Source organism: Streptacidiphilus fuscans, from assembly GCF_015690355.1.
In the GTDB taxonomy this organism is placed as follows: Bacteria; Actinomycetota; Actinomycetes; order Streptomycetales; family Streptomycetaceae; genus Streptacidiphilus; species Streptacidiphilus fuscans.
The window spans coordinates 81,475-101,389 of record NZ_JADPRT010000001.1 but is presented as its reverse complement, the minus strand read 5'-3'; the positions used below and the strand labels follow the sequence as shown (position 1 = coordinate 101,389).

19 protein-coding genes are annotated in these 19,915 nt (G+C 72.2%); 6 read left to right on the top strand and 13 right to left on the bottom strand.

Annotated features, from left to right (window positions below; genetic code table 11):
- Positions 1 to 50: 50 nt before the first annotated feature.
- A complete protein-coding gene (locus I2501_RS00485) occupies positions 51 to 1,325 on the top strand; it encodes an MFS transporter (RefSeq protein ID WP_328806135.1) in 1,275 nt (424 codons plus the stop codon).
- A gap of 32 nt (positions 1,326 to 1,357) precedes the next feature.
- Here I2501_RS00485 and I2501_RS00480 read toward each other — a convergent pair whose 3' ends face one another.
- Positions 1,358 to 2,491: an FAD-dependent oxidoreductase gene (locus tag I2501_RS00480; protein WP_196191713.1), complete on the bottom strand. Its 1,134-nt coding sequence runs from the start codon at positions 2,489 to 2,491 to the stop codon at positions 1,358 to 1,360.
- A 135-nt stretch (positions 2,492 to 2,626) separates the two neighbouring features.
- Between I2501_RS00480 and I2501_RS00475 the strand changes: the two genes are divergently transcribed.
- On the top strand, positions 2,627 to 3,256 hold the full coding sequence (locus I2501_RS00475; RefSeq protein ID WP_196191712.1) for a TetR/AcrR family transcriptional regulator: 630 nt from the start codon (positions 2,627 to 2,629) through the stop codon (positions 3,254 to 3,256).
- A gap of 173 nt (positions 3,257 to 3,429) precedes the next feature.
- Complete coding sequence (locus I2501_RS00470; protein ID WP_328806132.1) at positions 3,430 to 4,308, top strand: oxidoreductase; 879 nt, start codon at positions 3,430 to 3,432, stop codon at positions 4,306 to 4,308.
- Between the two features lie 63 nt (positions 4,309 to 4,371).
- On the opposite strand, the gene I2501_RS00465 is transcribed toward I2501_RS00470, so the two are convergent.
- The 5 genes from I2501_RS00465 to I2501_RS00445 are packed head-to-tail and all read right to left on the bottom strand — an operon-like array spanning position 4,372 to position 9,319.
- Positions 4,372 to 5,058: an MBL fold metallo-hydrolase gene (locus I2501_RS00465; RefSeq protein ID WP_196191711.1), complete on the bottom strand. Its 687-nt coding sequence runs from the start codon at positions 5,056 to 5,058 to the stop codon at positions 4,372 to 4,374.
- Positions 5,059 to 5,076: 18 nt separating this feature from the next.
- On the bottom strand, positions 5,077 to 5,589 hold the full coding sequence (locus I2501_RS00460; protein ID WP_215909164.1) for a LeuD/DmdB family oxidoreductase small subunit: 513 nt from the start codon (positions 5,587 to 5,589) through the stop codon (positions 5,077 to 5,079).
- Entirely contained in the window at positions 5,589 to 6,872 is a 1,284-nt protein-coding gene (locus I2501_RS00455; protein WP_196191710.1) for a 3-isopropylmalate dehydratase large subunit, read from the bottom strand. The genes I2501_RS00460 and I2501_RS00455 overlap by 1 nt, the downstream gene beginning before the upstream one ends.
- Entirely contained in the window at positions 6,872 to 7,834 is a 963-nt protein-coding gene (locus tag I2501_RS00450; protein ID WP_196191709.1) for an isocitrate lyase/PEP mutase family protein, read from the bottom strand. Before I2501_RS00450 ends, I2501_RS00455 begins: the two co-directional genes overlap by 1 nt.
- Positions 7,835 to 7,873: 39 nt before the next feature.
- The gene (locus tag I2501_RS00445; protein ID WP_328806131.1) at positions 7,874 to 9,319 is read right to left on the bottom strand and encodes an MmgE/PrpD family protein; all 1,446 of its coding nucleotides are present in this window, start codon (positions 9,317 to 9,319) and stop codon (positions 7,874 to 7,876) included.
- Between the two features lie 145 nt (positions 9,320 to 9,464).
- Here I2501_RS00445 and I2501_RS00440 point away from each other — a divergent pair, with 145 nt between their 5' ends.
- The 3 genes from I2501_RS00440 to I2501_RS00430 all read left to right on the top strand — a co-directional run bounded on the left by I2501_RS00440 (position 9,465) and on the right by I2501_RS00430 (position 11,692).
- On the top strand, positions 9,465 to 10,157 hold the full coding sequence (locus tag I2501_RS00440; protein ID WP_215909163.1) for a GntR family transcriptional regulator: 693 nt from the start codon (positions 9,465 to 9,467) through the stop codon (positions 10,155 to 10,157).
- A 45-nt stretch (positions 10,158 to 10,202) separates the two neighbouring features.
- On the top strand, positions 10,203 to 10,823 hold the full coding sequence (locus I2501_RS00435) for a TetR/AcrR family transcriptional regulator (RefSeq protein WP_196191707.1): 621 nt from the start codon (positions 10,203 to 10,205) through the stop codon (positions 10,821 to 10,823).
- A gap of 104 nt (positions 10,824 to 10,927) precedes the next feature.
- Positions 10,928 to 11,692 (top strand): SDR family NAD(P)-dependent oxidoreductase, encoded by a 765-nt coding sequence (locus I2501_RS00430; RefSeq protein ID WP_196191706.1) that lies wholly within the window; start codon positions 10,928 to 10,930, stop codon positions 11,690 to 11,692.
- A 35-nt stretch (positions 11,693 to 11,727) separates the two neighbouring features.
- On the opposite strand, the gene I2501_RS00425 is transcribed toward I2501_RS00430, so the two are convergent.
- The 7 genes from I2501_RS00425 to I2501_RS38890 form a co-directional block, all read right to left on the bottom strand.
- Complete coding sequence (locus I2501_RS00425) at positions 11,728 to 12,243, bottom strand: universal stress protein (RefSeq protein ID WP_196191705.1); 516 nt, start codon at positions 12,241 to 12,243, stop codon at positions 11,728 to 11,730.
- A gap of 211 nt (positions 12,244 to 12,454) precedes the next feature.
- Positions 12,455 to 14,110 carry a potassium-transporting ATPase subunit KdpA gene (gene kdpA, locus I2501_RS00420; RefSeq protein WP_328806130.1) on the bottom strand — a complete coding sequence of 552 codons (1,656 nt, stop codon included), beginning with the start codon at positions 14,108 to 14,110 and terminating at the stop codon, positions 12,455 to 12,457.
- Positions 14,107 to 15,015 carry a potassium-transporting ATPase subunit C gene (locus tag I2501_RS00415; protein WP_196191704.1) on the bottom strand — a complete coding sequence of 303 codons (909 nt, stop codon included), beginning with the start codon at positions 15,013 to 15,015 and terminating at the stop codon, positions 14,107 to 14,109. Before I2501_RS00415 ends, kdpA begins: the two co-directional genes overlap by 4 nt.
- 2 nt (positions 15,016 to 15,017) lie before the next feature.
- Positions 15,018 to 17,276 (bottom strand): potassium-transporting ATPase subunit KdpB, encoded by a 2,259-nt coding sequence (kdpB, locus tag I2501_RS00410; RefSeq protein WP_196191703.1) that lies wholly within the window; start codon positions 17,274 to 17,276, stop codon positions 15,018 to 15,020.
- Complete coding sequence (gene kdpF / locus I2501_RS38895) at positions 17,276 to 17,365, bottom strand: K(+)-transporting ATPase subunit F (RefSeq protein WP_196191702.1); 90 nt, start codon at positions 17,363 to 17,365, stop codon at positions 17,276 to 17,278. The genes kdpB and kdpF overlap by 1 nt, the downstream gene beginning before the upstream one ends.
- 616 nt (positions 17,366 to 17,981) lie before the next feature.
- On the bottom strand, positions 17,982 to 18,650 hold the full coding sequence (locus I2501_RS00400) for a response regulator (protein WP_196191701.1): 669 nt from the start codon (positions 18,648 to 18,650) through the stop codon (positions 17,982 to 17,984).
- Positions 18,647 to 19,885 carry a sensor histidine kinase gene (locus I2501_RS38890; RefSeq protein ID WP_196191699.1) on the bottom strand — a complete coding sequence of 413 codons (1,239 nt, stop codon included), beginning with the start codon at positions 19,883 to 19,885 and terminating at the stop codon, positions 18,647 to 18,649. Before I2501_RS38890 ends, I2501_RS00400 begins: the two co-directional genes overlap by 4 nt.
- Positions 19,886 to 19,915 lie beyond the last annotated feature (30 nt).

The following is a 19,915-nucleotide window of genomic DNA, read 5'->3' as shown; positions in this document are numbered from 1 at the left end:
GAGGGCTGAACCGCGGCCTGCGGGCGAGCGCTCCTGGAAGGGAGAGCCTCGTGGAGTCCTCCGCGACCCAGCGCCCACCGTCCCCCGCGGGAACCGCCGCCAAGAGTGCGGAGGCCGACAACGCGAGCGGTCCGGGACCCCGCACGGTCCGGTTGATGTCCGTGGCCGTCGGGCTGTGCGTGGCCGCCAACTACTACGCCCAGCCGCTGCTGGAGACCATCGCCCGCGACCTGCACCTGTCGTCCACCTCCGCCTCGCTCGTGGTGACGGCCGCTCAGGTCGGGTACGTCGCCGGGCTGGTCCTCCTGCTGCCCCTGGGCGACCTGCTGGAACGGCGTCGGCTGGTGTGCGGAATGACCCTGGCCACCGCGTTCTCGCTCGCCCTGACGGCGAGTGCGCCGAACTCCGGGATCCTGCTGGCCGGCACGGCGCTGACCGGTCTGCTGTCGGTGACGGCACAGATCCTGGTGCCGTTCGCCGCGGACCTGGCCGCGCCCCGCCAACGCGGCCGAACCGTCGGGACGGTGATGAGCGGTCTGGTGCTGGGCATGCTGCTGGCCCGCACCGCGTCCGGGGCGCTCGCCTCGGTCGGCGGTTGGCGCACGGTGTACTGGGTCGCCGCGGCGGCGATGCTCGCCCTGACCGCGGCGCTGCACCGGATGCTGCCGCGGTACCGGGGAACCGCCGGCCTGCGATACGGACAACTGCTCCGCTCCACCGCCAGGTTGCTGGCCGAGGAACCGGTGCTACGGGTCCGATCGGTGCTCGGCATGCTGGCGTTCGCCTGCTTCAGCGCGCTGTGGACAGCCCTGGCGTTCCTGCTGTCCGGCCCCGGTTACGGCTGGTCGGACGGCGAGATCGGCCTGCTGGGACTGGCCGGCGCCGCGGGTGCGATCGCCGCCCAGGCAGCCGGACGGCTGGCCGACCGCGGCCGCACCACAGTGACCACGGCGGCCGGCGCGCTGCTCCTGCTCGGCTCCTGGTGGGCGCTGGCCCTGGGGGCGCACCACCTGGCCGCGCTGGTCACCGGGATCGTGCTGCTCGACCTCGCGCACCAGGGCGTGCACATCACCAACCAGTCGCTGATCTACGCCCTGCGTCCGGAGGCACGCGGACGCATCACCTCGGCGTACATGACGTGCTACTTCGTCGGCGGCGCGGCCGGTTCGGCGCTGGCCGGGGTGGTCTGCTCCCAGGCCGGATGGGAGGGGGTGTGTGCGTTGGGCGCCGCCTTGGCCCTCCTGCTGTGCCTGGTCTGGGCGGTCACGGCAGGACGGCATGCGGTGGCCGGGCACCGACGGAGTGCCGGCGGGTGCCGCGGCTGACGTTCGCCGACCGGCCCCGCCCGCCCGGGTGTTCAGCGACCGCTGTCGGTGGCGAAGTCGGGAAGTTCGGCGGACAGGAGCTCTTCCGCGCCGTGGTCGAGCAGCCGCTGCGTCTCGTGGGCGCGGGGAAGCATGGTCGTCTCGTAGGCGCGGAGGGCGTCGTCGACGGTGGGTTGGTGGGCGAGGGCCAGGGCGAGTTCGCAGGCGTCGAGCATGGCGAGGTTGACGCCGACGCCGAGCGGTGGCATCAGGTGGGCGGCGTCGCCGAGCAAGGTGACGGTGGGGTCGTGCGGCCAGGTGTGCGGGACCGGCAGGGCGTGGATGGGGCGGTCCACGTATTCGCCGTCGTTGTCGCTGATCAGGCGGCGCAGCGCGGGCGACCAGTCGCGGTACTGCGCAAGGAGCAGCTCCCGGATCGCGTCGGTGTCCCGGATGCTCAGGCCGGCGGCGGTGATCCAGTCGGCGGGGACGCGCCGGATGAGGTAGACGCGCACATGGTCGCCGCTGTTGCGTTGGGCGAACAGCCCGCGCTCGCCGTCGGCGGCTGCCGCGCTCCCCCGGCCGACGAGTTCGGCGACGTCGGGATGCCGGTTCTCGACGTCGTGGAACCACGCTTCGAGGAAGCTGACGCCACTGTACTGAGGGGTTGCCCCGGAGACGGCGCGGCGGACCTTGGACCAGGCGCCGTCGGCGCCGATCACCAGGTCGGCTTCGACGGTGGCGCCGTCGGCGAAGTGCAGCTGCCGGGGGCCCTCGGCCGGGCCGTCGACGGCCTTGAGTGTGTGGCCCCAGCGCACGGTGCCGGGCTGGAGCGAGTTCAGCAGGAGGTCGCGGAGGAGACCGCGGTCGATCTCCGGCTTGAAGCGTTCGCCCTCGTCAGGGGTGTGGTGGAAGAGGACCGTCCCCGCCGGATCCAACTGGCGCATCTCCTGGCCCTCGGGGCGGGACAGGCGGAAGAACTCCTCCAGGAGTCCCGCTTCGCGCAGCGCGATCTGGCCGTTGTCCTCATGCAGGTCGAGGGTGCCGCCCTGGTTACGCGCGTCAGGGCCGGTCTCGTGGTCGTAGACGGTGACGGCGATGCCATGGCGCTGGAGGATACGGGCGCAGGTCAGCCCGCCGGGGCCGGCGCCGACGATCGCGATGCGGGGGGCCTTTGTGGCATGCATGGTGACGCTCCATTCGTCTCGGGTCGGGCGCCGGGCAGTACCGCGCAGCGACCACTTCAGAAGAGCACACCAACTCAATAAGTGCAACGGTTACACTTTTGGAGTCGCTCAACCAAAGGCGCTAGGCTGGTCCTCATGACCGAGACCCGCAGCGGGATCGCCCCCATCGGCCGCCGTGAGCGCAAGAAGGCCGCCACCCGGCAGGCCATCGCCGACGCGGCACTGCGCCTGTTCCTGGAGCGGGGCTACCAGGACGTCGGCATCCGCGAGATCGCGGACGCCGCGGACGTGTCCACCACCACCCTGTTCAAGCACTTCCCCGTCAAGGAAGCCCTCGTCTTCGACGAGGACGCCGAGCAGGAGAGCCTGCTGCTGGCCGCCGTACGCGAACGCCCTGACGGTCAGTCGATCCCTGCGGCGCTGCGTGACCACGCACTCCGCCACCGCGTGGCCGCAACCGACGGCGACGGCGACGGCGACGGCCGTTTCGCCGCTTTCTGCGACCTGGTCGACGCCACCCCCGCGCTTCGCGACTACGCCCAGGGCATGTGGCTCCGGCATGCCGCAGCCCTCGCCCGGACCATCGCCCAGGAGAGCGGCCTCCCCGAGGACGACCCCGCCTGCGCCGCGCTGGCCCACTTCGCCCTCGAAGCGCCCCGCGCCGCCCGCGCCGCCCGCGCCGCCCGCGGCCACGAGGACATCCGCCCGGCCATCACACGGGCCTTCGACCTGCTCGAACACGGCTGGCGGCCAGAGCGGGTCTGAGGGGTGGCCGCCGCGACGGCGGCCGCCGGCCGCTGAGGCGAGGCGGGCGCTTCGACGGGCGGGGCGGGCAGCTCGCCGCCCATCATGGAGACGCGCGAGCCCGGCCCCGAGCCGGGCGAACGCTACCGTGCTGCGAACCCAGAAGCGGTCCCCCTGAACCGAAAGGCCCCCTCATGGCGGACTTCCCACTGCCCGGCGGCACCTACCGCGTCGGCGACCTCACCCTGACCCGTTTCGGCTACGGCGCCATGCAGCTCGCCGGACCCGGCGTCTTCGGGCCGTCCAAGGACCGCGGCGCCGCGATCAATGTCCTGCGCGCCGCCGTCGACGCGGGCATCACGCACATCGACACCTCCGACTACTACGGCCCGCACGTCACCAACGAGATCATCCGCGAAGCGCTCTCCCCCTACCCCGAAGACCTGCACATCGTCACCAAGGTCGGCGCCCGCCGTGACGCGCAGGGCGGCTGGCCCCCCGCCCTCACTCCCCCGGAGCTCGTCCAGCAGGTCCACGACAACCTGAACCGCCTCGGCCTGGACGCGCTCGACGTGGTCAACCTCCGGGTCGGCGGCCTCAGCGCGCCCGAACCCGGCTCGATCGCCGAAGCGTTCGGCGCTCTGGCCGAACTACGCCAGCAGGGTCTGATCCGGCATCTCGGCCTGAGCACCGTCAACGCCGAGCAACTCACCGAGGCCCAGGCCATCGCCCCCGTGGCGTGCGTCCAGAACTTCTACAACATCGCCAACCGCCACGACGACGACCTGGTCGACGCGACGGCGCGTCAGGGCATCGCCTACGTCCCCTACTTCCCCCTCGGCGGCTTCTCACCGCTGCAGTCGGACACCCTCCACAACGTCGCCAAGCGGCTGGAGTCCACGCCGCTGTCCGTGGCCCTGGCCTGGCTGCTCCAGCGCTCCCCGAACCTGCTCCTCATCCCCGGCACCTCCTCCGCCGACCATCTGCGCGAGAACATCACCGGCGCGGCGCTTGAGCTCCCCGAGGACGCCCTGGCCGAACTGGGCACCATCGCGGGCGAAGAGGACTCCTGACCCGCGTCGGACGGGCGAGTGATCGGTCCGGTCCAGGCGCGCGGGGCCCGACTCTCGCGGGTGTCAGACCAGTTGGGCGATGAACGCGTGGAAGGCCTGGACGCCGTCGCCGTTCAGGGGTGCGCCGTGGGCGAAGCCGACGGCGCGGACGTCGCCCGGAATCCTGGCCAGGCTGCCGGCGCGCAGCTGGGGGTCGGCGGCCAGGGCGGCCGGGCCGAGGGCGAGGCCGGAGCGGTTGAAGACGGCGTCGCCGACCAGGGCGGTGCCGCTGGGTTCGTGGAGGAAGACCAGGTGCCCGGGTGAGTGTCCGGGGGTGTGCAGCGCCCGCAGGCCGCCGCTGCCGGGGACCAGGTCGCCATCGGTGAGGGTCGCGTCGGCGGTCAGTGGCTGCCAGTGCAGTTTGGGCAGCTTGTCCAGCGCGCGGCCGAGCACCCCCGACCGACCGGAGGCGGGGACGCGGCCGCCCTCCAGCCATGTCTGCTCCGCGTGGTGGACGAGAATCCGGGCGCCGGTGGCGTCGCGCAGTCTCGCGACGCCCTGGACGTGGTCGGGGTGGGCGTGGGTCAGCACCACGCGCTTGATGTCGGAGGGTTTGCGGCCCAGTTCGGCGAGGGCGCCGAGGATGGGGACGGCCGCGTCCGCCCAGCCGACGTCGACGAGGGTGAAGCCGTCGTCGCCGTCGACAAGGAAGGCGTTGTCGCGGCCGGTGGTGGGGATCCGGACGACGCCGGGCGCGAGTCGGTCGAGCACGAGGAGACCTCCTGTGGGCTACGGCGCGGCCGGAAGGGGCACGTAGCCCTCACGGGCGAGTTTGGGCAGGATGCCGCCCGCGGCGAGGATGTCGAGGACCAGCGCGGGCAGCGCGCCGCCTTGCAGGCGGGTGCCGGTGGCGGGGTTCTCGATCCACCCGTGGGCGAAGTCGAGGTGGGCGGTGTCGCCGTCGGCGAAGGCGGCGGTGACGCCGGGGACGGTCAGCGCGGGCAGGCCGTGGTTGACGGCGTTGCGCAGGAACAGGGAGTTGAACTCCTCGGCGACCAGCGCGGCGACGCCGAGCTCGCGGAAGAGCGCGGCGACCGGCCGGGAGGAGCCGAGGCCGAAGTTGCGGCCGGCGATGACGATGTCGCCGGGGCGGACCTGGTCGGTCCAGCCGGGGCGCAGCTCGTAGAAGACGTGCCGCGCGGCCTCGGGGACGGGCAGCCGCATGGCGAAGGCGGGGTACATGGCGTCGGTGGTGACGGAGTCGCCCACCACCCATACGCGGCCGGTGATCTGAGTGTCCATCAGTTCTGGGCTCCTAGCCGGTCGATGGTGCGGGTGTCGATGGTGCGCGGGTCGGTGACGCGGCCGGTCAGCGCGGAGGCGGCGACGGTGGCCGGGGAGGCCATGTAGATCTCCGCGTCGGGGCTGCCCATCCGGCCGGTGAAGTTGCGGGTGGAGGAGGTCAGGCAGACCTCTCCCGGCCCGAGCAGGCCCATGTGGTAGCCGAAGCAGGCGCCGCAGGTGGAGTTGGTGACCACCGCGCCGGCGTCGGCGAGGTCCTGGAGGTACCCGGCGCGCATCGCGTCCCGGTACACCTGCTGGGAGGCGGGCGTGACCAGCAGCCGCACGCCGGGGGCGACCGTGCGGCCCCGCACGACGGCGGCGGCGACGGCGATGTCCTCCAACTGCCCGTTGGCGCAGGAGCCGATGAAGCACTGCTGCACCGGCCGCTGTTCGATCGCGGAGACCGGCACGGCGTTGTGGCTGACGGTGCCGGGGCGGGCGACGTAGGGCTCCAGCGCGGACATGTCGATGCCGCGCACCGCGGCGTAGACGGCGTCCGGGTCCGCCTCCGCGGCCTGGTAGCTGTCGGGGTGAGCGCCGTGGGCGGAGAGGAATGCGGCGGCCAGGTCGTCGATGGGGAACGTGGAGAAGTCGGCGGAGATCTCCGCACCCTGGGTGGCGATGGTGCGCCGGTCGTTCATCGGTAGGGAGGCCAGGCCAGGGCCGCCGAATTCGAGGTTGTGGTTGGTGGCGTCGCCGAAGGTTCCGGCGATGTGCAGGAAGACGTCCTTGCCCGAGACCGCGTCGGGCTTGGTGCCGGTGAACTCGTAGCGGATGGTCGGCGCGACCTGGAACCAGGTCTTCCCGGTGCACAGGATCGAGTACACCTCGGCTGGGCCGAGCCCGCGGGCGGCGGTGTTGTAGGCGCCGGCGGCGCAGGTGTGGGAGTCGGTGCAGGCGAGGATCTCGCCGGGCCGGGCAAGGCCGTTCTCGGCGATGACCTGGTGGCAGATGCCGTGCCGGCCCACGTCGTAGAACTTCTCGACGGCGAAGTCGCGGGCGAACGCGCGGGCCCTGGTACCGCCCGCGGCGTCGCTGACGGAGGGAGCGGGGACGGCGTGGTCCATGACGACGGCGACCTTGGCCGGGTCGTTGATCCTCAGGGGCTGGACCCAACTGGTGGCGAACTGCAGGTCGATCATGACGGTCATGTCGACGTCGCAGACCACCGTGTCACCGGCGCTCACCCGCCCCTGACCGGACTTGCGCGCGAGGATCTTCTCGATCATGGTCATGGCCATCAGGCGCCGTCCTTGCCGTGGTCGCTGCGGTCGCTTTGGACACTGCGGTCGCTTCGGTCGCTTCGGTCGCTGTGCTCGCGGTAGCGCTCGCCGACGGCGGCCCATTCGCGCAGTCCGACGAGCTCGAACAGGCCCTGGGGGCCGGGGGTGAGACCTGCGGGCAGGGTCCCGCCGAGCCGCTTGAGGGAGTCGAAGCCGGCGAGCACGGCCGGGCCGAGCAGCGCGCCGGGGTGGATCGCGATGCGGTAGCCGAGCGCGGCCAGGGTGTCGGGGGCGGTGTCGGGAGTCAGGCCGCCTTGGACCATGTTGATCAGCAGCGGCGCGTCGACCTGGGCGGCGATCTTCTCGATCTCCTCCAGGGTCTGCGGGGCCTCGACGAAGACGACGTCGGCCCCGGCGGCGGCGTAGCGGCCCGCGCGGTCGATCGCTTCGGCGATGCCGAGCGGTCCGCGGGCGTCGGTGCGGGCAACGATCACGGTGTCCGGGTCGGTGCGGGCGTCGAGCGCGGCGTGGAGCTTGGCCTCGAAGGCGCGCGCGTCGACGAGTTCCTTGTCGGGCAGGTGGCCGCACTTCTTGGGGAACGCCTGGTCCTCCAACTGGATTGCCGCGACGCCGGCCCGCTCGTAGGCGCGCACGGTCCGCACCACGTGCACGGCCTCGCCGTAGCCTGTGTCCGCGTCGGCGATCAGCGGCACCTCGCCGAGAGCGTCGGCGACGATGCGGGCGCGCTCGACCATCTCGGTGGCCGTCAGCAGCCCGATGTCGGGCAGGCCGTAGCCCGCCACGGCGACACCGGCACCGGTCAGGTAGGCGGTGGGGAAGCCGCAGCGGGCGACCAGGTGCGCGCCCAGGCCGTCGTAGACGCCGGGCGCGGTGACCAGTCGGCCGCTCGCCAGCAGTTCGCGCAGTCGCCGTCCGGCGGAAACCGCGCTGTTGTGGGTGCCGTGGCCGTGTGGTGACATCTCGTCAGTCCCTTCGGTCGTGAGCCGGGTCGGCGGCGCTCAGCCGAGGACGCCGCCGGCGGGAGCCGCCAGCAGAGCGACCAGCTCGGTGAGGTCCGGCAGCGTCTCGATGGCGAGGGTCAACTCCTCGATGCGTGCGGCCCGGTGGGTGTCGATCACGTCGGCGGTCAGGGTGCGGAACTTGGCGCGGATCTCGTCGTTGCGGAGCGGGTCGTCGGGGCCGCCGTGCGGCTGGTTGAGCGCCAGGGTGAGCTCCTGTCCGTCGCGCAGGCGGAGGGTGACCCGGGTGTTGTAGCCGGGCTGGGCCCAGGCGGGGTCCTGCACGGTGTCGACCTGGGCGACGGTGGTGCGGTCGATCAGCTGCCACACGTCGTCGGCGTCGATCCGGGCGGGGGTGAACTGGGCGGGGCCAACCTGGCCGTCGAGCAGTGCCACGGACACGGCGTAGGCGATGTTCATCTGCGCGCCGATCGTGGTCAGCGGCCGTTCGGGCTGCCACCAGCCGTGGTGGTAGATCGCCTCGGGGACCTCGATCCGGATGCCGGTCACGTCCTGCGTGTCGAACGCGTGCTGCTTGCTCAGGGCGAGGACGGCGTCCACGGCCGGATGGAGGCCGCCCATCGCCGCGTGCTGCTTCACCGCGATGCCGCTGGTGTGCCAGATCTCGCCCAGGCCGCGGGTGACCTGGGTGGCGTCGGGGTCGTGGCCCTCGCCGAACGTGGACAGGAAGCCGCCGTAGGGGCGCTCGAAGACGCGCTTGATGCCGGTGTATCCCGCCGCCGCGAGCCCTGCGGCGTAGAAGCCGTTGCGGGCGGCCAGCCCGTGGTGCATCCGCTTGGACATCGCCTCGTACTGGGCGGCCATCAGTCCGGCGGACTGGGTGGCGGCCAGCCCGAGCGCGTCCTCGAAGGCGGCCGGGTCGAGGCCGCGCAGCGCGCCGGAGGCGGCGGCTGCGGCGTGGGTGCCGAACACCGAGCCGGAATGCCAGCCGCGGGTGAGCATCTGCGGGCCGTGCAGGGCGAGGCCGATCCGGGGGCCTGTCTCGAAGGCGAGCACGGCCGCGCGCAGGAACTCGGCCCCGGAGACGGCCGGCAGCTGGGCGGAGGTCGACAGCAGGGCCGGCAGCACCAGGGAGGCGCTGTGCAGCGGCGCGGCCGGGAAGTAGTCGTCCAGTTCGAAGCCCTGGATGAAGGTGCCGTTCAGGACCGCGGCGGCCGGGGCGCTGGTGGTGCGCCCCCAGCCGATCAGCGGGACGTCACCTGTGCCCTCGAGCGTCAGGACCGCCTCCACGGCCGTGCGGGACCAAGGCAGTTGAGCCCCGATCAACGCGCAGCCCAAGCCGTCGAGGACCAGGTGCGCCGCTCGCTCGCGAACGGCGGTGGGGATCTCGTCCAGCGTCGCGCCGGCCAGCCAGGCGGCAAGTCGGCCGGTGGGGCCGTCCGGGTCAGTGGGCCGTCGGGTGGTCTCCGGGGTCGGTGCGTGCACCGCGCTCACCTCCGCAGTCGTTCGTGCTCGGCGGGAATGCAGGAATACAGGAACGCGGGAGCAACCGAAGCTGCCCGGGCATCCCGGCGTCGATGTTAGAACATATAACATCTAGTTTTGCGCAGGGGGTCGGTAGCATGACCGTGTGGCACTGAACCGAACCTCCGTCCCGCGTACCGCCGAGGCCGTGGCACTCGCCGAACTGCGCGACGCGATCGTCCGCGGCGACCTCGCCCCCGGCGCGCCGATCCGCCAGAGCGCGGCCGCCGAAGAGCTCGGACTGAGCGTCATTCCGGTGCGCGAGGCGCTCAAGACGCTGGCCGGCGAAGGGATCGTCACCTACGTGCCACAACGCGGCTACACCGTCACCGAGCTGAGCCCGGACGGCGTGGACGACATCTTCCGCCTCCGCGAACTGCTGGAGGGCGAGGCGGAGCAGGACGCCGCGGCCCGGCTGCGCCCCGAGGACGTCACCGCGATGCGCGCCGCGCTGTCCGAGCAGCGCGCCGCCGTGACCGCCGCCGACGTCGCGGGCGTGATCGCCGCCAACCGTCGCTTCCACTTCGCCCTGCTCGACCGGTGCGACAACGCGTGGCTGTCGCGCTTCGTCCGCCAGCTGTGGGAGGCGCTGGAGCCGCACCGCGCCCTCTCCTACCGGCGTGCGGCCGCCGCCGGTGACACCGGCCGGGCCGACGCGATCCTCGCCGAGCACGAGGCGATCGTCGCCGCCTTCGAGCAGGACGACGCCCCGGCTGCGCTCCGGCTGCTGGCCGAGCACCGCCGCGACGGCCGCACCGACTTCCACCGCCTCCTGGACGGACCCGGCTCCGGCGCCTGACGGCACCCTAGAATGGACTGATCAGTCCATTGAAGGAGCGAGCCGGTGGCCAAGGAGCTGACACCCAAGGGCAAGGCGACCCGCAGTCGCATCGTCGTAGGTGCGGCCGAGGTGCTGCGCGAGAAGGGCGTCGCGCTGGCGACACTGGACGACGTGCTGGCCCGGTCGCGAACCAGCAAGAGCCAGCTGTTCCACTACTTCCCGGCCGGGAAGGACGAACTTCTCCTCGCGGTCGCCCAGTTCGAGGCGGACCAGGTCCTTGAGGACCAGATGCCCTACCTGGGCTGCCTCGACTCGTGGGAGGCGTGGCAGCAGTGGCGGGACGTGGTGGTCGAACGCTACGAGGTCCAGGGTGACCACTGCCCGCTGGGCTCGCTCTTCCTGCAGATCGGCCGCTCCACCCCGGGCGCGCGGGCCATCGTGGTCGAGTTGATGCGCCGTTGGCAGGAGAGCCTGGCGGGCGGCATCCGCGCGCTGCAGGACGCGGGGCTCGCGCCTGCCGGTCTTGACGTCGACCGTCGCGCGGCCGCACTGCTGGCGGGCATCCAGGGCGGCGTCTCGATCCTGCTGTCCACCGGCGACGTGACGCACCTTCAGGCGGCCCTCGATCAGGGGATCGCCGACCTGCGCAACGCCGGCCCGGACCCGGACTTCGCGCAGGCCTGACCACGCCCGCCTTTTTGGACTTGCTAGTCCATTTTTGGTTTCGCACAGTGGCAGTGCGGCCCGGTGCGGATCCGGGCCACGTCGAAGCGACTTCGGGAGCGGTCATGAATGGACGACTTGCGGGCAGGACGGCGCTGGTGACGGGGGCGACCAGCAACATCGGGCGCGCGATCGCGGAGGCGTTCGCCGACGAGGGCGCTCACGTCGTGGTGTCGGGACGCAGTCGGGAGCGCGGAGCGGAGGTGGTGGACGCGATCCGTGCCCGTGGTGGCCGCGCCGACTTCGTGGCGGCCGACCTGGACGGGAGCCCGCAGGCTTCGCGCGCCCTGGCCGCGGAGGCGACGTCAGCGCTGGGCGGGCGGATCGACATCCTGGTGAACAACGCCGGGATCTACCCCGGCGCCACAACCGCCGACACGGACGAGGAGATGTTCGACAGGGTCTACGCGGTGAACGTGAAGGCGCCGTTCTTCCTGACCGCGGCCGTCGCCCCGGCCATGGCCGAGGCCGGCAGGGGCGCGGTGATCAACCTCGGCTCGTGGATCGCGCGCCTGGGCATCCCGCAGGGCTCCCTGTACAGCTCGACCAAGGGCGCCCTGGAGACCCTGACACGGGCCTGGGCTGCGGAGTTCGGGCCCAGCGGGGTGCGCGTCAACGCGATCTCACCCGGCGTCGTGCAGGAGCCGGCCCCCGGCGAGGTGCACCCGGGCGAAGTCATGATGAACGGCACGCCCGCCGGCCGGATGGGCCACGCACGTGAGATCGCCCATGCCGCGGTCTACCTCGCCGGGGACGAGGCCGCGTTCGTCCACGGCATCGTCCTGGACGTCGACGGCGGCCGCACCACCGCCGCGGTCATCGCCCGCTGACGCCGGCCTAGACGTCAGCCCTGACATCGGCCGGGTCAGGCCGCCGCCGACAAGGTGGCGCGACGGGACGTCTCACTCCTCCGGGCCGGACGCGCCGGTTCCGTCGTGGCGGTCGGTGACACGCCGAGCACCGAACCACGCGCGTGGGCCAGGCAGTAGCGGCTGACGGAGCCGTGGAACAGGCGGGTCAGTCGGCCCTGCTTGCCCGTGCCGACCACGAGCAGGTCACCGGGCTGGTCGGCGATCTCCACCAGGGCAGGACCGGGCCGCTCCGCACGGACGACCAGAGGTTCGACCGTCAGGTCGGCCGGGCAACCGCCGAAGGCCGTGTCGAAGGCGGCGTCGAGACGGTCGCAGGCGGCCTGCTGCCACTGCTTCAGCAACGGCGGGCACGGGTGGCTGCGGTAGGCCATCTCGCCGCCGACCGGGTGCCAGACCAGCACCGGCACCAGCACGGCGCCCCGGCGCCGCGCCTCCTCGGCGGCGCGGTGCAGCGCGGCCAGGCTGTTCTCGGATCCGTTGACGCCCACGACGACGCGGTTCTGAGCCATGATGCTTCGCTTCTTTCGATGACACTGCCCGGCCTGTAGCGGCCGGATTGGCATTCGTTGGCGAGAGTCCCCGTCGACTATCGAAGTTCTTCGCCTTCGGGGGTCCGTCTCTTGGATTCATTGGACACCCTGCGGGATTGCCTGTGAAATCCCTTGACGATTCCCTGACGTCCGGGTGGCCTGCCTTGACGCCCTCCTTGCAGGCCCTCGCTCATTGCAGGCCCTCGGCGATAGGGCCGAGCGAGAGCGCGGGGAGGAAGTTGAGCAGTGCCAGGATCAGCGCGGCTCCCGTCGCCAGGGCGACGAAGTTGATCCCCTGCGCGCGCAGCGTCCCCGCCGTCACCACACCCGGCTGCTGTCGTGCCAGCCGACCCGAGAGGACGAGAAGGAAGACCATCGGCAGGTACCTGCCGACCAGCATCGCCGCGCACATCAGCAGGTTGTGGAAGTTCGTGGCGCCGTTGAAGCCCGCCATCGCGCTGCCGTTGCTGTTGACGTTGCTGGTGTAGGCGTAGATCAGCTCGCTCAGCCCGTGCGGGCCGGGGTTGCCCATCGAGGAGCAGCCCTGCGGCAGGGCCACGGCCAGCGCGGAGAAGAAGAGCACCGCCGTCGGCCCGACCAGGGCGTAGAGAACCACCTGCCGCATCTCGCCGAAACCGATCCGCTTGCGCAGGTACTCCGGTGTGCGACCGACCATCAGACCGCCGATGAAGACGGCGATCAGCACCGCGATCAGCAGCCCGTAGAGTCCGCTGCCCACACCGCCGGGCGCGATCTCGCCGAGCATCATGGCCGCCATCAGCACGCCGCTGCCGAGGCTGGAGAAGCTGTCGTACGAGGCGTCCGCAGCGCCGTCCGCCGTGCCCGTCGCGGAGACGCCGAACAGCGTGCTGCCGGAGACGCCGAACCGCTGCTCGGTGCCCTCGGTCTGGCCGCCGACCGCCTGGGCGACGGTGCCGGTGTGGGCTCCGTGGGCCAGGCTCGCGCCGACCAGGAGCAGGCCGAAGAGGATGCCGACGACGGCCAGCAGCGTCCAACTTTGCTTCAGGCTGCCGATCATGCGGCCGAACATCCGGATGCAGGCGACCGGGATCAGCAGCATCAGCACGATCTCGATCGCGTTGCTCAACGCGTTCGGGTTCTCGAAGGGGTGGGCGCTGTTGGCGTTGAAGAAGCCGCCGCCGTCGCCGGAGAAGAGCTTGACCGGCTCCCAGGAGCCGACCGGCCCGCCGATCAGCGTCTGCGTGCCGCCCGCGATCGTCTGCACGGTGTGCGCGCCCGTCAGGTTCTGCTCGATGCCGAGGCCGACCAGCACCAGGCCGCCGACGACGGCGATCGGCAGCAGCACCCGGAAGCAGGTGCGGACCAGGTCCACCCAGAAGTTGCCCAGGTCGTCGGTGCCGCGCCGGACCAGGCCGCGGACCAGGGCCAGCGCGACGCAGAGGCCGACCGCTGCCGAGGCGAAGGCCTGGACGCCGAGCCCGGCCATGACCACCAGGTGGCCGGTGGTGGCCTCACCGGCGTAGTTCTGCCAGCTGGTGTTGGTGGTGAAGCTGACGGCGGTGTTGAGCGCCAGCCGCCACGGCATGCCGCCGTGGCCGAGCGACCACGGCAGCCACTGCTGGCAGGTGAGGAGCGCGAACAGCGCGGCAATGCTCATGGCCGAGAACGCGAGGACGGCGGTGAGGTAGTGCTTCCAGTCCTGCTCGCGGTCGGGGTCGACGCCGCAGAACCGGTAGAGCACGCGTTCGGCGCGCCCGTGGCCGCCGCCGTCCAGCGCGCGGGCCATGAAGTCGCCGAGCGGCACGTGCAGCGCGACGACGACCGCGACGACGGCGAGGGCCTGCATCCATCCGTAGACGCTCACTTGGCACCGCCCGTCAGCGGGTGGGAGCGGTCCAGGGCCAGGTTGAGCTCGACCACGTCGACCACGGGCTCACCGAGGAACCCGAGGGTGCGGCCGGTGGTGTACGTGTTGATCAGGTGCAGCACGGTGGCGAGCTCCAGGTGTCGGACGCGGGCGACCCGCGCCGCCTGAAGGTGGGCGTAGGCGGGGCTGATGTCGGGGTCGAGGCCGCTGGCACTGGCGGTGACCGCGTCGGCGGGGACGGCCGGGTCGGCGGGCGCGTCGCCCCGGATCGGGGTGACGAGCGCGCCGCTGTAGTCCTCCCCCGGCTTGGCACACTCGACGGTGACGCCCTGGTACGTCGTCAGGAAGGGCCTCGTCGGGCAGGCTTGGTCGAGGCTGACGACGCGCTGCACCGTGCCGGTCAGACCGTCCGCGCGGTAGACGCCGAGCACCGCGCCGACGCCGTCCGGCGTGCAGAACGGCCGTGCGCCGCTGACGTGTTCGAGTTGGCCGACGGCGAGGCTGCGCGCGCAGACGGTGCTGAGCAGGCTGGCGACGGCCGGGTCGTTCTTGCCGGTGGAGAGGTGGTCGACGACGTTCTCCGGGCCGAGGTTGCTCGCGCCGGAGGCGGTCGGGTCGTAGCCCGCGGCCCCGGCGTTGCTCGGGCGCGGCTGGAAGTACTGCGGCAGCGGGTTGCCCTTGGCGTCGCTGAAGCTCTGCCCGATCAGTGAGCTTCCGTCAGCGGCTGTGCCGGAATCGCCCAGCGCCGATCCCTGGGCCGCGTCGCGCAGTCCGGGGACCTGGGCGACGGCCACCATGCCGAGCGGGTAGGCGAGGCCGAGCAGCAGCGTCAGCGCGAGCACCACCCGTGCCGCGACCAGGTGTTGGGCCACCCACGAAGGGAGCCTGGAGAGGGTGTTCATGGTCAGATCCCCGGGATGAGCTGGACGATCGTCAGGTCGATGAGCTTGATGGCCAGGAACGGCACGAGCACGCCGCCGAGGCCGTAGATCCACAGGTTGCGGGTCAGCAGCGCGGAGGCGCTGCTCGGCCGGTACCGCACGCCGCGCAGGGCGAGCGGGATCAGCGCGACGATGATCACCGCGTTGAAGATGACGGCGGAGAGGATCGCCGAGGTCGGCGAGTGCAGCCGCATGATGTTGACCGCGCCGAGCGACGGGTAGACCGCGCCGAACATGGCCGGGAGGATCGCGAAGTACTTGGCGATGTCGTTGGCGATCGAGAACGCCGTCAACGCACCCCGGGTGATGAGGAGTTGCTTGCCGATCTCGACGATCTCGATGATTTTGGTGGGGTCGGAGTCGAGGTCGACCATGTTGCCGGCCTCCTTGGCCGCGGTCGTCCCCGTGTTCATCGCCACGCCGACGTCCGCCTGGGCCAGAGCGGGCGCGTCGTTGGTGCCGTCGCCGGTCATGGCGATCAGGTGGCCGCCCTGCTGCTCGCGCTTGATGAGCGCCAGCTTGTCCTCGGGCGTCGCCTCGGCCAGGAAGTCGTCGACGCCCGCCTCCTCGGCGATGGCCCGTGCGGTGTCGGGGTTGTCGCCGGTCACCATGACGGTCCGGATGCCCATCCGGCGCAGCTCCGCGAACCGGGCGGCCAGGCCGGGCTTGACCGTGTCCTTGAGGTGGATCACACCGAGCACGCGGGCGGGACGGCCGTCGCCGCCGGTCGTGGCGGACCAGGCCTCGGCCACGGCCAGCGGGGTGCCACCGGCGGCGGAGACCTGGTCCACCTGTGTGCCGAGGGCCTCAGGGACGACGCCCCCGTGCTCCTCGACCCACGCGGCGACGGCCGCCGCCGCGCCCTTGCGCAGCCGCCGGCCGTCCGGCAGGTCGACGCCGGACATTCTGGTGGTGGCGCTGAACTCCACCCAGACCGCGTCCGCCGGGGAGGCGAGCTGGCCACCCGCGCCGGTTCCGACACCGGTTCCGACGCCCGTGCCGGGGGCCGTGCCGAGGCCCGTGGCGAGGCCCGCGTCGTCGACGAACTCGACCACCGAGCGGCCCTCCGGCGTCTCGTCCGCGAGGCTGGAGAGCCGTGCCGCGTCGGCGAGTTGACCGGGCGGGACGGAACCGACCGGCAGCAGGGCGGCGGCACGGCGGTTGCCGAAGGTGATGGTGCCGGTCTTGTCGAGCAGCAGCGTGTTGACGTCACCCGCCGCCTCGACGGCGCGCCCGGACATCGCGAGCACGTTGCGCTGCACCAGCCGGTCCATCCCGGCGATCCCGATCGCCGAGAGCAGGCCGCCGATGGTCGTCGGGATCAGGCAGACCAGCAGCGAGACCAGGACGACGCCGGTGACCCCGGCGCCGGTCAGCGCGGCCGTGTCGTGGGCGGCGCCCATGTACTGCTTGGAGAAGATCGCCATCGGCTGCAGCGTGACCACCGCGACCAGGAAGACGAAGGTCAGCATGACCAGCAGCAGGTTGAGCGCCAGCTCGTTCGGCGTCTTCTGCCGGTTCGCGCCCTCCACCAGCGTGATCATGCGGTCCAGGAAGCTCTCGCCGGGCTCCTGGCTGATCCGCACCACGATCACGTCCGAGAGGACTGTCGTGCCGCCCGTCACCGCGCAGCGGTCGCCACCGGACTCGCGGATGACGGGCGCGGATTCTCCGGTGATCGCGGACTCGTCGACACTTGCCACACCGGCGATCACGTCTCCGTCGCCAGGCACCAGCTGACCCGCCGCGACCGCGACGACGTCACCGCGTCGCAGCTCGGCGGCGGCGACCACGTCGTCCCGGCAGTCGTCGACGGCGGTGCCGCGCTCGGGGGCCCAGTCCAGCAGGCGGCGGGCGGTGGTCTGACGCCTGGTGCGGCGTAGCGAGTCGGCCTGGGCCTTGCCACGGCTCTCCGCGACCGCCTCGGCCAGGTTGGCGAAGACCACGGTCAGCCAGAGCCAGCCGGTGATCAGCCAACCGAAGAGCGAGGGGTGAGCGATCGTCAGACCGGTGGTCAGCACCGCGCCGACCTCGGTGACGAACATGACCGGGTTGCGGCAGAGGGTGCGCGGGTCGAGCTTGCGCAGCGCGGCGGGCAGGCTGCGCCAGAGCTGCTTCGGGTCCAGCAGACCGCCGCCGACGCGACGCGGCTGGCCCGGCTCGGGCGGACGGACGGGCTGCTCCACGTCCGGCGGGGCGGGGGTTCGGGTGGCGGCGGTCATCAGAAACGCTCCGGGTACTTCAGGGCGGCGATCAGGTAGCCCACCAGGGCGATCGCCACCAGCAGGCCCACCACGTTGTCGGCGGTCACGGCTCACGCTTTCGTTCGGTGCGAGGGGGGGTTCGAGGGGGTGCCCCGGAGTGCCGGGCAGTCTTGGCCGGGCAGTCGGAACCGGCCGTGCGGGCCGGGTCGGGTCGGCGCGCACGGCCGGTGGTCAGGGTGTCGTCAGCGCGTGTTCGGGGTCCTCGCCGATGACATGCGTGAGCATCACGGGCGCCTTTCGACAGAAGGGGTGAGGGGGCGTCACCCGGCTGCCTCCTGGCGACCTCCGAGCGCGCCACGAACGCTATTCCCGCTGCTCCCGGGCCTGCGCCCGGTCCTGACGCGTTCCTGACGCGAGCGGCGGCAATGTTGTCGGCATCGTGCCGGGAGCGTGACGCCGATCACCCGAACCCCGCTCCGCGGAGGGCCACCGGCCCCTTTCCGGGGTGCGTCCGCCCCGAATCGGCACTCCCCCGGAAAGATCACGTCAAGAGATCCGGGCGGCGCGTCAGGCACGCGTGAGGATGGTCGCCGAGGCGGTGCATCACCGTGTTGAATCGGCGTGGCGGGGCGCTCAGTGTGCTCGACGGCCCACCTGTGCCGCCCCGCCACCGGGCAGTTCTCTCTCAACGCCCCCTGCTGGCAGAGACGTTGCAGCGCCCGCTCAGGTGCCGGACGGCCTGACCAGTCCGCCATCGTATGCGGCGATGACCAGTTGCGCCCGGTCACGGGCGCCGAGCTTCATCAGCAGACGGCCGACATGCGTCTTCACCGTTGAGAGGCTGAGGTGCAGGTGCTCGGCGATCTCCGTGTTGGACAGCCCGCGCCCGACGAGGGTCAGGACCTCCCGCTCCCGGTCGGTGGTGTCGGCGAGCGTCGTCGCCGTCGGGTTCGCGGCGGAGGGCGGGTGGCGGGTGAACTCGGCGATGAGGCGGCGGGTGACGCCCGGTGCGAGCAGCGCGTCGCCTGCCGCGACGACGCGGATCGCGGCGAGCAGGTCCGCCGGGCGGGTGTCCTTGAGCAGGAAGCCGCTCGCGCCCGCGTGGAGGGCGGCGAAGACGTACTCGTCCAGGTCGAAGGTGGTCAGGATGAGCACGCGGACATTGGCCGTGGCCGGGTCCGCGGCGATCCGGCGGGTGGCCTCGATGCCGTCCATGACCGGCATCCGCACGTCCATCAGCACCACGTCGGGCCGCTCACGGCGGGCGAGGGAGACGGCTTCCTCGCCCGTCTCGGCCTCGCCGACCGCCTCCAGGTCGGGCGCGGTGTCGACCAGCAGCCGGAAACTGCCGCGCACGAGCGCCTGGTCGTCGGCGACCAGGACCCGGATCACGCGACGACCCCGGCCGGGTCCGCCACGTCCGATGCGGACGTGGTCGCCTGCGTGACCGGGAAGCGAGCGGTCACCCGGAACCCGCCACCGGGCAGCGGCCCGGCGTGGAACTCGCCCCGGTACATCGCGACCCGCTCCCGCATTCCGGTGATGCCGTGTCCGCTCCCGCCCGAACCCACCACGCGGGGGCCTCCGCGTGCTCCGCCGCCGTCCCTACCGTCCCCGCCGTCCCCGGCGTCGGTGATCTCCAGTGACACGACGTTCTCGCCGTAGTCGACGGCCACCCGGCAGCAGTCCGCTCCCGCGTGCTTGACGACATTGGTGACGGACTCCTGGACCACCCGATACATCGTCAGTTCCAGGCCGGGCGAGAGCGGGCGGCGCGCGCCGGTCACTGACAGTGCGACGCGAACCCCGGCCTCGGCCGTCCGCGCGGCCAGTGACTCCAGGTCGGCGAGGTCCGGCGCGGGCGCTTCCGGCACACCGGGCCGCGTGTCCGTCGAGGAGTCGCCGTCGTCGGATTCGCGGAGGACACCGAGCAGGGCGCGCATCTCGCGGAGCGCGCCCCGGCTGGTGTCCTCGATGGACGCCAGCGCGCGGCGGACCTCCTCCGGACGTTCCGCTGCGACGTGGTTGGCCACGCCCGCCTGGACCGCGATGAGGCTCATCGAGTGGGCCAGCACGTCGTGCAGCTCGCGCGCGATCCGCAACCGTTCGTCGCTCAACGCGCGCCGCGCCTCGGCCAGTTCGGCCGCCGCGCGCTGTTCCGCCTGGACCTTCAGGGCCGCGGTGTAGGCGCGCTGCTGGGCGACCAGGTAGCCGACGACCCACCCTCCGGCGACCAGGAGCAGGGACTCGGCCACCGGGCCGGGGCTGAAACTGACCGGAACCGTACGCAGCCCGTCCATCCACGCGAACATGCCGACGGTGCTGAGCAGAGCGGTGCCGAGGAGCAGTCCGAGCGCCTCACCGCGCGGGAACCGCTGCGGAACCTGGTACATCACCAGCGCCATCGCGATCAACGGCACCGGCGAGGCGGTCGTCGCAGCCGAGACCGAGCCGAGCAGCAGCACCGCGACCAGCCAGGTCCGCGACCAGACGCGGCGCAGGGCGACCGCGACGAGCGACCAGAGCACGGCGAAGGCGTCGAGGCGGGTCGGCCCGCGCAGGTCGGCGCGGGTGAGCAGGGTGCTGGACAGCACCACCAGCAAGGCGGTGGCGCAGTCGATCGCCACCCAGTGTCCCTGCCGGAGGCGCCTGAGCAG